The sequence below is a fragment of the Tunturiibacter empetritectus genome (assembly GCF_013410875.1).
Classification (GTDB): domain Bacteria; phylum Acidobacteriota; class Terriglobia; order Terriglobales; family Acidobacteriaceae; genus Edaphobacter; species Edaphobacter empetritectus.
In genome coordinates, this window is the sequence record NZ_JACCCU010000003.1 from 529,302 (window position 1) to 543,001 (window position 13,700).

The window sequence follows — 13,700 nt, forward strand, 5'->3', positions numbered from 1 at the left end:
CGTGAACGTGGTGAATTGCGTGGTAAATGTGGTGAATTGACGAGCACTTTTGTGGTGGCGAAAAATACGTCAGATTTTTCAACTTTATTTTTGGATGCGAATGGAGGAGCGAAGTACGGGGAACTTGACGGATACCGCAGAACGCACCGGTCCGCTGCAGTTGAGAGTTGTGGCAGCAATCCACTGCGCTGCTCAGGATGAAACTGTGAGTAGCTTCGGTCGAGACGTGGTTTGGGTTTGAGGGCGCTTAGGCAGTTTGCTGGGCAGCCTGGTCCCGGTTCTGTTCCTGGGCTTCGGAGACGACTGGGAGTTTGGCGGCTTCCCAGGCGGCGAGGCCGCCGGCTACCTCGATCAGGTTCGTGATGCCGTGCTGGTGCAGGATGCTGGCGGCGATGGAAGAACGATAGCCTCCAGCGCAGTGGACCGCAATGCGGCGGTCGCGGGGGATCTCGGCAATGCGCTCTTGTAAGTGGCCGAGTGGAATGTTTACGCTGCCGGCGATGTGCCGGGTGGTCCACTCTCGAGGATTTCTGATGTCGAGCACCAGAGGCGGAGTTGTTGTTGCTAGTTCTTCTGCGGCTACCTGGGCGGTGACGCGCTCTGTTGGCCACACCAGGTCTGGCCTGTTTGCGAGCGCTTCCATGCCGCCTGAGAGATAGCCTCTGATGTGATCGAAACCGATACGGCCCAGGCGCAAGGCGGCTTCCTGTTCCCGTCCCGGCTCAGCGACGATGACGATGGGTTTGGTCCGATCGAGAATTGTGCCTGCCCAGGTTGCATATTGGCCGCCTAGTCCAATATTGATACTGCCGGGAAGGTGACCCTTGGCATACTCGGCGGCATCACGGACGTCGAGGATATGAGCGCCCGCGTAACCCATTGAGAGGACCTCATTGAGATCGACGGGATGAAGACCCTCCTGGAGGCTCTTATCCAGGGTGGCGTGCTCGCGAGTATTGAGGATCGCGTCGTAGGTGAAGTATGCCGGAGCGTCGGGCTGGTCGGCGGTGACGATACGAATGAACTCCTGCTTTGACATCGGCTGGAGGGCGTAGTTGAAGCGTCGTTGATCTCCGAGAGAGGAGACGGTGTCGGAGGAGAGGTTTTTGCCGCAGAGCGATCCCGCACCGTGCGCTGGGTAGACGAGGGTTTCGTCGGGGAGTGTCATGAGCTTGTTGTGGAGGGAGTCATAGAGGTGTCCGCCGAGCTGGTTTGCGGTCCAGCCGAGGGAAGCTCGCAGGTCGGGCCGGCCAACGTCGCCGATAAAGAGCGTATCGCCGGTGAGGACTGCATGCGGTTTTGCCGGGTCTTTCTCGAGATCGAAGACCAGGATCGAGATGGATTCGATGGTGTGGCCGGGGGTTTCGAGGACCTGCAGGCGCAGTCCGGGAAAGTTCAGCGTGTCGCCGTCCTTGATGCGTACAAAGGGATATTCGGCCTCTGCGCGAGAGCCGAGATAGATGGTTGCGCCGCAGCTGTCGCGCAGCTCGAGATGGCCAGCGATGAAGTCCGCGTGGAAGTGCGTCAGGAACACGGAGCGGATCTGGAGGCCGAGCTTTTCGGCGTCGGTGAGGTATTGCTGGATGTCGCGTTGCGGGTCGACGATGATAGCCGTTGAACTTGCCTCGTCTCCGATGAGATAGGAGGCGTGGGCGAGGCAGCCCAGATAGTACTGTTTCAGAATCATACGATCACCTTCGTGATTACGACGGCAAAACAGATGGTATGACTATTTGCTGAGAATGAGTAGCGCGACTCCGTGCTCGGGGATGTTGCGGGAGTAGAGCCCGGAACGTCTTCCCAGATCCTTGTTCTCCCAGACGTCGCGGAGAGTCGCCCCTTGAGCGAAACCGATCTGGTTGAGGTCGAGAGCTACGTCGCGGGAGTCCAGAGCGGTGTTGAACATTCCGACAGCGACTCTTCCGTCGGCGAGAGGTTTGGTCCAGACAGAGAAATCGCCGCGCTGGTAGAGGCGAGTGGCTTGCTTGCCAAGTGGGTCCTGATCGATTGCGATGGCTTCCTTGTTGAGGAGGATGCTCTTGTCTTCGGGAGACATTTTGCTGAGATCGTTGCCTGCAAGCAGAGGCGCGGCGAGGAGAGACCAGAGGCTCATGTGGGTTCGGTACTCGCCTGTGGTCATGTGGCCGTTGCCGACTTCGAGCATGTCGGGATCGTTCCAGTGTCCGGGGCTGGCGAATGGGGTGAGATCGGCTTGCTCGAGGCCGATGATGGTCATGCGGCCCCAGGTGTCGTTGATGTCGTCGGTGGTTCGCCACATCTGAGCGCCTACTTCGGGACCCCACTTCCAGACTTCAGCGATACCGTACTGGCAGAGGCTGTAAAGGATGGGACGGTTGGTCGCCTTGAGGGCGTCTCCCATCTTGCGAAAGGCGTCGATCATCATCTTGAACGCGGCGTCGGTGTTGCCGTTGTTCTTTGCGGTTAGCTCGCGCATGGGGTCCTGCATAGAGCAGAGGTCGTACTTGAGGAAGTCGACGCCCCAACGGGCGTACATCTGCGCGTCTTGCACTTCGTGACCGAGGCTGCCTTCGAAGCCTCCGCAGGTCTTCGGTCCAGGCGAGGAGTAGATGCCGAACTTGAGACCTTTGGAGTGGATGTAGTCACCGAGCTTCTTCATGTCGGGAAAGCGACTGTTGGGATGGAGCTCTCCGTTGGCGTCGCGGGTGCCTTGCCAGGTGTCGTCTACGTTGACGTAGATGTAGCCGGCGTCGCGCATGCCGGTGGAGACCATGAGATCGGCTGCGGTGCGGACGTCGGCGTCGGTGACGTGTTCTGCGAAGTGATTCCAGCTGTTCCAGCCCATGGGCGGAGTTGCGGCGAGCGTGGACTGGGCGCGCAGAGTCGCAGAATGCCCGATACAAACAAGAACGAACAAAGTCAAGACCGCTTTGCGAACAAACATCCTTTGCCTCCGGGAACTAGAGAAGCATATACCGCCGGATGCACATTGGCAGTCCCATGACGCGATGGCGAGGTATTTAATCCGAGAGCCAGGACCTGTCATGCCTGCTGGTTTGGTTTCCATGCGAGCCACGCCAGCGTTGCGGCCAGGAGAGTCATCACTAGAGGAAAAAGGGGATTAAAAAGCCCCATCATGAAGCACAGAACGGTTCCCAGACCCACCGTTCCCGTAATGATGAGAGCGCCATAGGAAGTCCAGCGCGGCACTAACACGAGCAGGGCGCCTGCTGTATCCAGAGCTCCGGAGGAGTAGCGGAATCATTGTCCCCACCCGATTGCGTTGAAGAAAGGGATTGTTCCCATAGTGCCGGTGAGCTTTTCGATCCCGATGCCGAGGAAGAGTAAGCCCACGAGGACTCTAAGAAACCAGGTGATGATGAGACGCACCTTACCTGTTTCTGACTTCATAAATTTTTCCTTTTAGGAAAAGAACCGGATCGTCGACCAGAGTTCCTCGCAAATCGCGATTAGATTAGCACACGGAATTTCGAAGTGGCGCCAGGCAGTCGGGGGCGGCGTCAAGTCAGGCGAGTTGCTGCTCTTCGAGGGTCAGGGAGAGTTCTTCCCACTCGGCGAGGAGGGTTGTGCGTTTGGTGCGGAGGGCGTCGAGGCCGGCGGCGTCTTTTTGAGATTGCTCTGCGGAGGTGAAGTTGCCGAGGCGGGCTTCGGCTTCGGCGATGAGGGTTTCCAGGCGGGGGATCTCTTCTTCGGCGTGGCGGAGGCGGTCTTCTAGCTGCTTCAGTTTGATGGGGTTTAGACGCTTGATTGGGATGGTGGGTTCAGAGGAGGATGGTGCCCACACATCAGAGTCGATGTGTGGAGCACCCAGATCTGTAGCGGGTTCGAAAGATGACGATCGAGCTTCGCTCGATAACCCACCCTTCACAAAAGACGTGAAGGATGGGGCACCCGGATTTGTGGCGGGCCGGGCTGGAGGGAGGGAGTTTGTAATCTGTTCGGTTACTTTTTCGGGGCCGCCCTGTTTGCGCCAGAGGTAGTCCTCGTAGTTGCCGGGGTAGATGTGAAGGCGGCGGTCTTCGACCTCGAAGACGCGGGTGGCGAGGCCGTCGATGAAGTAGCGGTCGTGCGAGACGAAGAGGACGGTGCCGGTGAAGTTGCGGATGGCGTCGAGCAGGACGTCTTTGGCGCGGAGGTCGAGGTGGTTGGTGGGCTCATCGAGGAGGAGGAAGTTCGAGGGCGAGACGAGCATCTTCGCCATGGCGTAGCGGTTGCGTTCGCCGCCCGAGAGTACGCCGAGTTTTTTGAAGACGTCGTCGCCGGAGAACATGAAGCAGCCGAGGAGAGAGCGGAGGTCGACGACGGGGACTTTGGGGGCGGCTCCGCTGATGTCGTCGAGCATGCCGGCGGCGGGGTCGAGCACCTTGTACTGGTCCTGCGCGAAGAAGTCGGAGAGGACGTTGTGGCCTTCGCGAATGGTGCCCGCGGTGGGCTCTTCCTGTCGGCTGAGGAGGCGGATGAGGGTGGATTTGCCTGCGCCATTTGCGCCTACGAGAGCGATGCGGTCGCCGCGCTCGATGGAGAAGTTGAGGTTGTCCAGAATTAGTTTTTCACCGCCGGTGGGAGTGGGGTAGACCTTGGTGAGGTTGGAGACCTCAATGACGGTGCGGCCGCTGGCCGGGGGCTGCGGGATGGAGAAGTGGATCGTGGACTCGTCCTCGGGGACTTCGATGCGCTCGATCTTTTCGAGCTCCTTGATGCGGGACTGGACCTGCTTTGCTTTGGTGGCCTGGGCGCGGAAGCGGTTGATGAAGGCTTCGAGGGCGTCGATGCGGTCACGCTGATTTTTGTAGGCGGACATCAGTTGCGTGCGGCGCTCTTCTTTTTGCGCGACGTACTTCTCGTAGTTGCCATGGTAGGTGTGCATGCGCTTGTTCCAGAGTTCAACGGTCTTGTTGACGGTGACGTCGAGGAAGTAGCGGTCGTGCGAGATGAGGATGTAGGCGTTGGGATAGTCGTGGAGGTAGTTCTCGAGCCAGTTGCGGGATTCGATGTCGAGGTGATTGGTGGGCTCGTCTAGTAGGAGGAGTGAGGGTTTTTGCAGGAGGAGCTTGGCGAGCGCGATGCGCATCTGCCAGCCGCCGGAGAACTCTTCGGTGTTGCGGTCCCAATCTTCTTTGGAGAAGCCGAGGCCGCCGAGGACCGCGCCTACCTGCGAGTCGAGGTTGTAGATGTCGTGGACGTGGAGCTGGTCGGCGATATCGGAGTAGCGCTCGGCGGCGGTGGCGTACTCCTTCGATTTTGGGTCGGCTTCGGAGAGCGTGGTGGTGAGGGCGATGGATTCGCGCTCGAGCTCGTGCAGGTGGTCGAAGACGGAGAGGCATTCGCTGAAGACGGTGCGGCCGCGGAGGGCGAGGCCGTCCTGCGGGAGGTAGCCGAGGGTGACACCCTTGTTGCGGGTGATGACGCCGTAGTCGAGGGACTCGATGCCGCCGATAATCTTGAGGAGGGTGGATTTGCCGGTGCCGTTGCCGCCGACCAGGCCGGTGCGCTCGTCTGGGTTGATGAGCCAGTTCGCGTCTTCAAAGAGGAGTTTTTGGCCGAAGCGTTTGCCGGCTGCTGAGAGTTGGAGCATTTGTTTCTATTTTCTCATTGGTGGGTGTGTCCTGCCGGACAGGCCCACTACCGTGGGGCGGTCACTTCGTGACTTGTATACCTTGTTTGGGTGAAGGGATTGCGGTGGTCCTCGTGATGCTCGAAGGAAAAGATAGCGCCGACCAGCGGGAGGCCCTATGTCTATCATCCTGCCACGACCGGTATACACGTCACGAAGTGACCGCTGCCCGCGCAGGGCGCTCGTCCGGCAGGACAGAAATATGTTTTCCAGGTTTGTCGCTCTTCTCCGTCTAACACGATGTTCTTGATACGCATTCTTTTGCTCAAAGGACTGTTTATGATTCGATGCTTCGCTTTTCTGCCTCTGCTTGCCTTCTCTTACGTCGTGGCGCAAGAGCCCACGACCGCGCCGACCCGGCTCACCATCTACAACCAGGACTTTGCGGTTGCCCGGACGACAGTTCCGCTGGATCTTCATGCAGGAACGAACGAGGTTCTGACGACGAATGTGACCGGACAGCTTGAGCCGGATTCGGTGGTGCTTCGCGACCCGAGCGGACGCAACCTGGTGCATGTGGCGGAGCAGAACTATGACGCGGCGGTGGTGGACCAGCAGTGGATGATGGAGAAGTATGAGGGCAAGACGATCGATTTTCAGATCCAGGGACCGCAGGTGATGGAGAGTGCAACGGGTGAGCAACGGGTGATTCCGGCGAGAACTGTAGAGGGCCGGATCATTCGCGCGGGCGGTCAGGCGGCGAATGGATATCCGTACAACCAGCCATTGATCGAAGTTGGCGGGAAGATGCAGTTTTCGATGCCGGGAGTACCGGTGTTTCCGGCGACGACGGACGGGCTGTTGTTGAAGCCTACGCTGCGATGGCAGATCGATGACGAGAAGGCTGCGCGGTTTTCTGCGGAGCTCGATTACATCACGCATGGGATGAACTGGCAGGCCACCTACAACGTGGTGGTGCCGAGACAGCCGATACGACGGGGCCGGAGCTGGCGGAGATTATCGGCTGGGTGACTATCGAAAACAAGACGGGGACTGACTTTCCTGAGGCGACGATTCAGTTGATGGCGGGGGATGTGGCGAAGATCCAGGATCTGCGGGCCCGTGACAGGGCTGCGATGGCTATGAACCAGAACGCCATGATTCTGGCTTCGGCAGGTCCGCAGGTCACGCAAAAAGCGTTCGATGATTTTCATCTGTACGATCTGCATCGCACGGTCTCACTTCGTAACGAAGAGACCAAGCAGGTGCAGTTTCTCGAGGCCACGAATGTGACCGTTCGGCGCACGTATCAGTTTGAAGGGAACGGCCCGGTTACACAGGGTTTTTATCCTGGATACCATAACGATCAGATCGGATCTTCAAACTCCGGCAACACCCGCGTTTCGATCTTCGAGGAGATCAAGAACTCTGAGTCGAACCATCTTGGGATGCCCTTGCCTGGAGGTCGCCTGCGTCTTTATCGGCGCGACACCGGCGGACAGATGCAGTTTGTGGGAGAGAACATGATCCTGCACACGCCGGCTGAGCAGACGTTCAAAGTGATTAGCGGGAGTGCCTTCGACCTGACTGCTGCGCGGCGTCAGACCGACTTCAAGGTGGACAATATGAAGCGGGTGATGGATGAGAGCTTTGAGATCAAGCTCTCAAATCAGAAGGCGCAGCTCGTGACAATTAACACCGTGGAACATATGGGCCGCGGAGAGAACTGGGAGATCACCGCGAAGTCTTCTGAGTTCACCAAACGGGACAGCTCCACGATCGACTTCCCCGTGACAGTGCCAGCGAAGGGCGAAGCGATCCTGACCTATACGGTGCACTATAGCTGGTAGAGCGAGATTGCATGGAGAAGCGTGAGTCCTGCCGGACGGGCGCCCTGCGCGGGTGGCGGTCACTTCATGACTTGTATACCCCTTGGGTTGGGGCTCCCGTTGGTTGCGAACTGGGTTTCGTGCCGACCAGCGGGAGGACCTCCGCCTGCGCAGGGCGCACGAAGAATCCGTTTGAGAGCTGCGGTTCGTACTTGGAGTGACTATGCGATTACGTTCGGCAGTCCTTCTCTACTTGATGGCGATTACGGTTTCGGGTTGGGCTTCGGCTCCTGCGGCGCAGACAACGTTGCATTCGCAGCCGTGGTCGGATGCAGCGTTTGCAGAGGCGCGGACGGAACATAAGTTTGTGCTGCTGGACCTGGAGGCGGTGTGGTGCCACTGGTGCCATGTGATGGATGAGGTGACGTATCGCGATCCGGCGGTGGTGCGGCTGCTGAATCAGCGGTATGTACTGGTAAAGGTGGATCAGGACTCGCGGCCGGATATCTCGAACCGGTATCAGGACTACGGGTGGCCCGCTACTGTGGTGTTTGCGGCGGATGGGTCGGAGATTGTGAAGCGGCAGGGGTATCTGCCGCCGCGGCTGATGTCGTCGATGCTGCAGGCGATCATTGACGATCCTTCGCCGGGGCCGAGCATCGAGAGGGAAGCTGCGTTTCGGCCGGCTTCGGATTCGGCGATCAGGCCAGCGCTGATAGCGAGGATTGAGGCGCAGTATGAGAAGCAGTATGACAAGCCCATTGGCGGGTGGGGGTTTGTTCATAAATATCTGGATGAAGAGTCGGTGGAGTATGCGATGCGGGAGGGCGGGCGGGGCAACGCGGAGTATGCGAAGCGCGCGGCTGATACGCTGCATGATGCGACGAACCTGCTGGACCCGGTTTGGGGTGGGATGTACCAGTATTCGGTGGGGCGGCATTGGACGGAGCCGCACTTTGAGAAGCTGATCTCGATCCAGGCGGATGCGCTAAGGGAGTATTCGCTCGCGTTTGCGCAGACGCAAAATCCGGAGGATCTCAAGGCTGCGCAATCTGTGCATGGTTACGTTACAAGTTTTCTTACTGCGTCTTCGGCGGGAGTATTTTTTGTGTCGCAGGATGCGGATCTCCATGATGGGCAGGAGAATGAGGCTTATTTCAAACTCTCGGATGCGGCGCGGCGGGCACAGGGTATTCCGCGGGTGGATACGCATGTTTATGCTCGCGAGAATGGGTGGCTGATCAGTGCGCTATGCGATTACTATGCCGCCAGCGGCGACGCGTCTGCGCTGGCTCAGGCACGGAAGGCTGCGGGATGGATTGTGGTGCACCGGAGTTTGCCGGGGGGAGGCTTTCGGCACGACGATGTGGATGCGGCTGGGCCTTATCTTGGGGATACGCTGGCGATGGGGCAGGCTTTTCTGGCGCTCTATAACGTTACGGGGGATCGCGGGGATTTGAAGGTTGCCGGAGCAGCGGCGCAGTACATCGCGGCACACTTTGCGCCGGCTGCGGCGGGTAGGGGATTTGTTACGGCCCAGACGCCGACCGATGCTGCGTATCGGCCGCATCCTGATCGGGATGAAAATGTTGCTCTGGTGAGGTTCGCTTCGGCGCTTGCTGTGGCTTCCGGAGAGGATCGGTTTCGGGCTACTGCTGCGGAGGCGATGCGGTATATTGCGGCGGAGTCGGTTGCTCTGCAGCCGCTGTCGGCTGGGGTTCTGCTTGCGAATGAGGATATGACGGAGGCTCCGATTCACGTCACTGTGGTTGGCTCGGCTGCGAGTGCTGAGGTAATGGCGCTGCATGCGGCTGCGCTGCGCTCGATTACTTCGCATGAGGTGATTGAGATACGCGATCCGGCGGACCCGGCGCCGCTGCCGACCAGCGTTGCGTATCCTCCGTTGAAGCGGGCGGCGCTGTTTCTTTGTACGGCAGAGGCTTGCTCGTCGCCAATCTTTCGCGGGGAGGATGTTCGGGCCAAGATTCAGCGGGCGCAACTTCAGGTACAGCGGTAGGGATGTGGCCTTCCGGCCGGGACCGCTACGCGCGGTGCGGTCACTTCGTGACGTGTATACCCCTTCGGGTGGCGCTCCCGTTGGTCGCGAGGAGATCTCTTGCCGACCATCGGGAGGTCCGAGGCGAAGCCGGTATACGCGTCACGAAGTGACCGCCGCCCGCGCAGGGCACCCTTCCAAGCAGTTCGAAAACGAACAGTGTTTCGTGTGTTTGGACAGTGGTGAGAGAGGATGTTGCTGGTCGCTTCTCTGTTATGTTCTGGGTTGGCAAGAGTTAGGCTTTTTGAGGTCAAACGAAAGTTTGGCTGCGGAATTGCATCTTTTTCTTAGCGGAGTTCTCGATTGCGGAGGCTGGTATGGCTTATTTCGAACGAGTTAGGGATGTGGTTTCGGGGCCGTTTAGCCCGGAGATGATGAGGCAGCGGACGGCTGCCGGATGGCAACTGGTGTCGATGGAGTGGAGGCGGGAGCTGCCGGATCAGGAGGCTCCGACGGAGGGCGCGTTTCGAGAGGAGATTCCTTATGGGCTGCGGATCTCAGAGGACTGCACGCGGCTGGAGGTGGACCCAAGGGAGAACCAGACGCTGATGTTGATGATGGAGCTGCTGGGGCAGGACTTTTCGTATGCGAGCATCGTCAGCGACCTGAACGAGAAGGGCTTTCGAATGCGCAATGGCGGGTCGTGGAACAGGGTGGCGGTGTTTAAGATGATGCCGCGGCTGATCGAGGTGGGGCCGCGGCTGTTTTCGTCCGAGGAGTGGAGGGGGCGAGAGAAGCGGCTGTCGCAATTCAGGAGCACCGAGGGGATTTAGCGCGTCGTTGGCGTTGCTGACCTAACCGTTGCTAGACTCTTCGCTTCAACTCTCGTTGTGGGGCTTTCGTGGGGGTGTGCTCGTCTAACCGATAACGACACGGTGCGAGACGGGTAGCATGGAAGCTCCAGGAGTATAGATTGAGCGAAGAAGCAGTAGAGACGATTGAGTTAAAGGACTGCCCAAGATGGTGGCAAAGACGATGGCTGCTTTGGGTGGGAACGGGTATTGTCGTGTTGGGGTTTGCCGCCGCGCTGGCGGTGGAGTGGGGGCTAAGGCAGATGCAGCCGATGCTGCGCAAGAAGGTGGTGGAGACACTCTCGGCGCGGTTTCACAGCCCGGTAGAGCTGGATCAGCTTGAGCTTTCGATGACCAGGGACATGATAGTGACCGGTGGAGGGCTGCGGATTCTGTATCTGGCGGGACCGACGAAGCCGGATGCGAGGCCGAATGCGCCGCCGATGCTGGAGGTTGATCGGTTTGAGTTCAGGACGGGATGGCGCGAGTTGCTGCGGCCTACGACACGGCTGGTCACGGTGAAGGTGCAGGGGCTGCGGGTGAATATTCCGCCGAAGGGGGATCGCGGTGCCCGGGAGCCGGATGATCCGAGGCGGAAGGGGCAGTCGGCGCTGGGGATTGTGGTGGATCGGATTGAGTGCACAGACGCGAAGGTGACTCTCGAGACGAGCAAGCCGGGGAAGAAGCCACTGGAGTTTGCCATCAAGAGCGTAGTGCTGACCGACGTGGGTGCGAAGAAGCCGCTGGGCTACACAGCGATGCTGATGAATCCGAAGCCGGTGGGAGAGGTGCGGTCGACGGGGCACTTTGGGCCGTGGCAGGGTGATAATCCGCGGGATACGCCGCTGGACGGAGACTATGAGTTCACTCATGCGGACCTGTCTTCGATTCATGGGCTGGGTGGGACTTTGTCTTCGACGGGGAGGTTTGGCGGGACGCTGGGGAGTTTAACTGCAGATGGAACGACGGAGACTCCGGACTTTCGCCTGGACATCAGCGATCATGCGATGCCCCTGCATACGGAGTTTCATGCGGTCGTGGATGGCACGACGGGAGACACGTGGCTGGATCCGGTGCGGGCGCGGCTGGGCAGGACGGAGATTACGGCGCGTGGAGCGGTGACGCGAGCGGAGGGAGTGCCGGGGCATAATACCGACCTGAGTGTTGTGATTGAGAGGGGTCGGCTTGAGGATATTTTGAGCCTTTCGTTGAAGTCGAACCCGCCGCTGATGCGCGGGGCGCTTGTGGCGAAGGTGCATTTCTTCGATCCTGCTGGACCGGTGAGTGTTTCGCGCAAGATGAAGCTGGAGGGCACGTTTGCGATCAAGGATGGGATGCTGAACAATCCGGAGATGCAGGCGAAGATGGATTCGCTGAGCATGAGGGCGCAGGGAAAGCCGAAGCAGGCGAACGCACAGGAGGCGGCGGTGGTGGGTTCTGCGCTGAGCGGAAAGTTTTCGATCGCGAATGCGGTGCTCGATGTGAAGGACTTGAACTACCAGATGCCTGGGGCGCAGATGTTAGCGGACGGGCAGATGCAGCTGGTTCCGAGCACGTTTGAGTTTCATGGGAAGGTGAGGACCCAGGCGACGGCGTCGCAGATGACGACCGGGTGGAAGAGTCTGCTGCTGAGCCCGTTCGACAAGATGCTGAAGAAGAATGGCGCGGGACTGGAGTTGCCGATCAAGGTGACGGGAACGCGTTCGACGTATGACCTGAGGTTGGATTTTCCGCACGACACGCGGGCTCCGGCTGGGTTGCCAACTCCCGCAAAATGAGCGAAGTGAGGCTGGAGGAGCCTGGGATGATGCTTCTGTTGGAGAGACAAGGACGAAGCGCTCTGCTAGTGTCAGACTGGAGAGTTATTCGCTAGAGAGTTATTCGAGCAGAAGAGTTTTTGCGCAGAATGTTTGATGCGGAGTTTGATGTCCGGACAGCCACAACTATTTCCGAATCCTGAACCGGCGTTGGAAGAGCGGCCGGTGAATCAGGGAGAACCTGCAAAGAGATCAGCGCCGGTATGGCTGCAGCGGCTGTCGCTGTTTGTGCTGGTGCTGTTTTGTGTGTACCTGGGCGTGCTGGTAATGGTGCTGCCGTGGTGGACGCGGATATGGGACCGGAACGAGTTTATTCTGGCACGGCCGTGGCTGGCGGCGGTATTGCATAATGGCGCGGTGCGGGGAATGATCTCCGGGCTGGGGCTGCTGGATGTCTGGATCGGCATCTCCGAGGCGGTGCACTACCGAGACTACCGGGGATGAGCGACTTGAAGGTGAGTGAGAGCGTATGAACCCCAAGGTGCCCGAGACGCTGGAACAGGCTCCGCTGGCGTATGAGAATGCGGAGTTTTTGAACTCGCCGGATGGGCGGATGCTGCGGATCCTAGCGGAGTATCAGGAGCCGATGGCGCGGTTTCGCCGGGAGCGGATTCAGGACACCGTTGTCTTTTTTGGCTCGGCGCGGTTTCGGGCGTTGGATGTGGCGAGCTCGGAGCTGGAGCTGCTGGCGAATACGGGTTCGAGCGAGCCGGCGCCGAAAGATGAGCAGCCGGCGAGCCCAGAGGAGATAGCCAGCGGAGAGGCCAGTGCACAGAAGCTGCGACTGGCAGAGGCTGCGGTGGAGATGGCTCAGTATTACGAGGAGGCGCGGCGGCTGGCGGGAATGGTGGCTACGTGGTCGAAGACGCTGCCGGGGCGGCGGCACCGGTTTGTGGTGACCTCGGGAGGCGGGCCGGGGATTATGGAGGCGGCCAATCGCGGGGCGTATGAGGCTGGATGCAAGACGATCGGGCTGAATATCAAGCTGCCGTTTGAGCAGCATCCGAACCCTTACATTACGCCGGCGCTCAGCTTCGACTTTCATTACTTCTTCATGCGGAAGTACTGGTTCGCTTATCTGGCGAAGGCTCTGGTGGTCTTTCCGGGCGGCTTTGGGACGCTGGATGAGATGTTCGAACTGCTGACGCTGGCGCAGACGAGGAAGCTGGCGAAGAAGATCACGGTGGTGATCTATGGGTCGAGCTATTGGAAGAAGGTGATTAACCTGGAGCTGCTGGCGGCGAAGGGTGCGATTGCGCAGGCGGACCTGGAGCTGTTTGAGTTTGCGGATACGCCGGAGCAGGCGTTTGAGCTGCTGAAGAAGGGGCTGACGGAGAATCATCTCGAGTCGGACTATGAACGGGAGCAGACGAAGCTGGAGAAACAGGAGATTCCAGATCATCCGGCACCCAGCGTGCAGGAGATGATGGGGCCGGATATCGCGAAGACCCGGTAGATGAGGCCGTAGCTTGGTTGTGCCTCAGTTTGAAACTGAATACCAATAAACTAAACCTGTATTTCGCTGTTGCTCCTTTGAGAAAGACAGATGGCGTGAACGGAAAATATCGCAAACTCCTATTTGTGGTCGGTGCATCTACTGTCCTTCTAGGTGTCATCTCGTTTCTAACGTTCATCGACATTCCGCATGGATTA

11 protein-coding genes are annotated in these 13,700 nt (G+C 59.2%); 7 read left to right on the top strand and 4 right to left on the bottom strand.

Annotation, left to right across the window (positions count from 1 at the left end; all coding sequences use genetic code 11):
* Window positions 1-247: 247 nt before the first annotated feature.
* From HDF08_RS20050 to HDF08_RS20065, 4 genes are all read right to left on the bottom strand, one after another.
* On the bottom strand, window positions 248-1,687 hold the full coding sequence (locus HDF08_RS20050) for an MBL fold metallo-hydrolase (protein ID WP_179640422.1): 1,440 nt from the start codon (window positions 1,685-1,687) through the stop codon (window positions 248-250).
* 42 nt (window positions 1,688-1,729) lie between these two features.
* On the bottom strand, window positions 1,730-2,923 hold the full coding sequence (locus HDF08_RS20055; RefSeq protein WP_179640423.1) for a glycoside hydrolase family 27 protein: 1,194 nt from the start codon (window positions 2,921-2,923) through the stop codon (window positions 1,730-1,732).
* 317 nt (window positions 2,924-3,240) lie between these two features.
* Entirely contained in the window at window positions 3,241-3,390 is a 150-nt protein-coding gene (locus HDF08_RS20060; protein WP_179640424.1) for a hypothetical protein, read from the bottom strand.
* Window positions 3,391-3,505: 115 nt separating this feature from the next.
* Entirely contained in the window at window positions 3,506-5,575 is a 2,070-nt protein-coding gene (locus HDF08_RS20065; RefSeq protein WP_179640425.1) for an ABC-F family ATP-binding cassette domain-containing protein, read from the bottom strand.
* 318 nt (window positions 5,576-5,893) lie between these two features.
* Here HDF08_RS20065 and HDF08_RS20070 point away from each other — a divergent pair, with 318 nt between their 5' ends.
* The 7 genes from HDF08_RS20070 to HDF08_RS20100 all read left to right on the top strand — a co-directional run bounded on the left by HDF08_RS20070 (window position 5,894) and on the right by HDF08_RS20100 (window position 13,503).
* Window positions 5,894-6,586: a hypothetical protein gene (locus HDF08_RS20070; RefSeq protein ID WP_179640426.1), complete on the top strand. Its 693-nt coding sequence runs from the start codon at window positions 5,894-5,896 to the stop codon at window positions 6,584-6,586.
* Window positions 6,583-7,404, top strand: a complete 822-nt coding sequence (locus HDF08_RS20075; protein WP_179640427.1) for a DUF4139 domain-containing protein — start codon at window positions 6,583-6,585, stop codon at window positions 7,402-7,404. The genes HDF08_RS20070 and HDF08_RS20075 overlap by 4 nt, the downstream gene beginning before the upstream one ends.
* A gap of 202 nt (window positions 7,405-7,606) precedes the next feature.
* The gene (locus tag HDF08_RS20080; RefSeq protein WP_179640428.1) at window positions 7,607-9,400 is read left to right on the top strand and encodes a DUF255 domain-containing protein; all 1,794 of its coding nucleotides are present in this window, start codon (window positions 7,607-7,609) and stop codon (window positions 9,398-9,400) included.
* 356 nt (window positions 9,401-9,756) lie between these two features.
* Window positions 9,757-10,212: a recombinase family protein gene (locus tag HDF08_RS20085; RefSeq protein WP_179640429.1), complete on the top strand. Its 456-nt coding sequence runs from the start codon at window positions 9,757-9,759 to the stop codon at window positions 10,210-10,212.
* 140 nt (window positions 10,213-10,352) lie between these two features.
* A complete protein-coding gene (locus HDF08_RS20090) occupies window positions 10,353-12,008 on the top strand; it encodes an AsmA family protein (protein WP_179640430.1) in 1,656 nt (551 codons plus the stop codon).
* Between the two features lie 147 nt (window positions 12,009-12,155).
* Entirely contained in the window at window positions 12,156-12,491 is a 336-nt protein-coding gene (locus HDF08_RS20095) for a hypothetical protein (RefSeq protein ID WP_179640431.1), read from the top strand.
* 25 nt (window positions 12,492-12,516) lie between these two features.
* Window positions 12,517-13,503 (top strand): LOG family protein, encoded by a 987-nt coding sequence (locus HDF08_RS20100; RefSeq protein WP_179640432.1) that lies wholly within the window; start codon window positions 12,517-12,519, stop codon window positions 13,501-13,503.
* Window positions 13,504-13,700 lie beyond the last annotated feature (197 nt).

Excerpts from the sequence above, each read along its gene's own strand:
- HDF08_RS20050 (WP_179640422.1), bottom strand. The coding sequence starts at position 1,687 with ATGATTCTGAAACAGTACTATCTGGGCTGCCTCGCCCACGCCTCCTAT.
- HDF08_RS20055 (WP_179640423.1), bottom strand. The coding sequence starts at position 2,923 with ATGTTTGTTCGCAAAGCGGTCTTGACTTTGTTCGTTCTTGTTTGTATC.
- HDF08_RS20060 (WP_179640424.1), bottom strand. The coding sequence starts at position 3,390 with ATGAAGTCAGAAACAGGTAAGGTGCGTCTCATCATCACCTGGTTTCTT.
- HDF08_RS20065 (WP_179640425.1), bottom strand. The coding sequence starts at position 5,575 with ATGCTCCAACTCTCAGCAGCCGGCAAACGCTTCGGCCAAAAACTCCTC.
- HDF08_RS20070 (WP_179640426.1), top strand. The coding sequence starts at position 5,894 with ATGATTCGATGCTTCGCTTTTCTGCCTCTGCTTGCCTTCTCTTACGTC.
- HDF08_RS20080 (WP_179640428.1), top strand. The coding sequence starts at position 7,607 with ATGCGATTACGTTCGGCAGTCCTTCTCTACTTGATGGCGATTACGGTT.
- HDF08_RS20085 (WP_179640429.1), top strand. The coding sequence starts at position 9,757 with ATGGCTTATTTCGAACGAGTTAGGGATGTGGTTTCGGGGCCGTTTAGC.
- HDF08_RS20095 (WP_179640431.1), top strand. The coding sequence starts at position 12,156 with ATGTCCGGACAGCCACAACTATTTCCGAATCCTGAACCGGCGTTGGAA.
- HDF08_RS20100 (WP_179640432.1), top strand. The coding sequence starts at position 12,517 with ATGAACCCCAAGGTGCCCGAGACGCTGGAACAGGCTCCGCTGGCGTAT.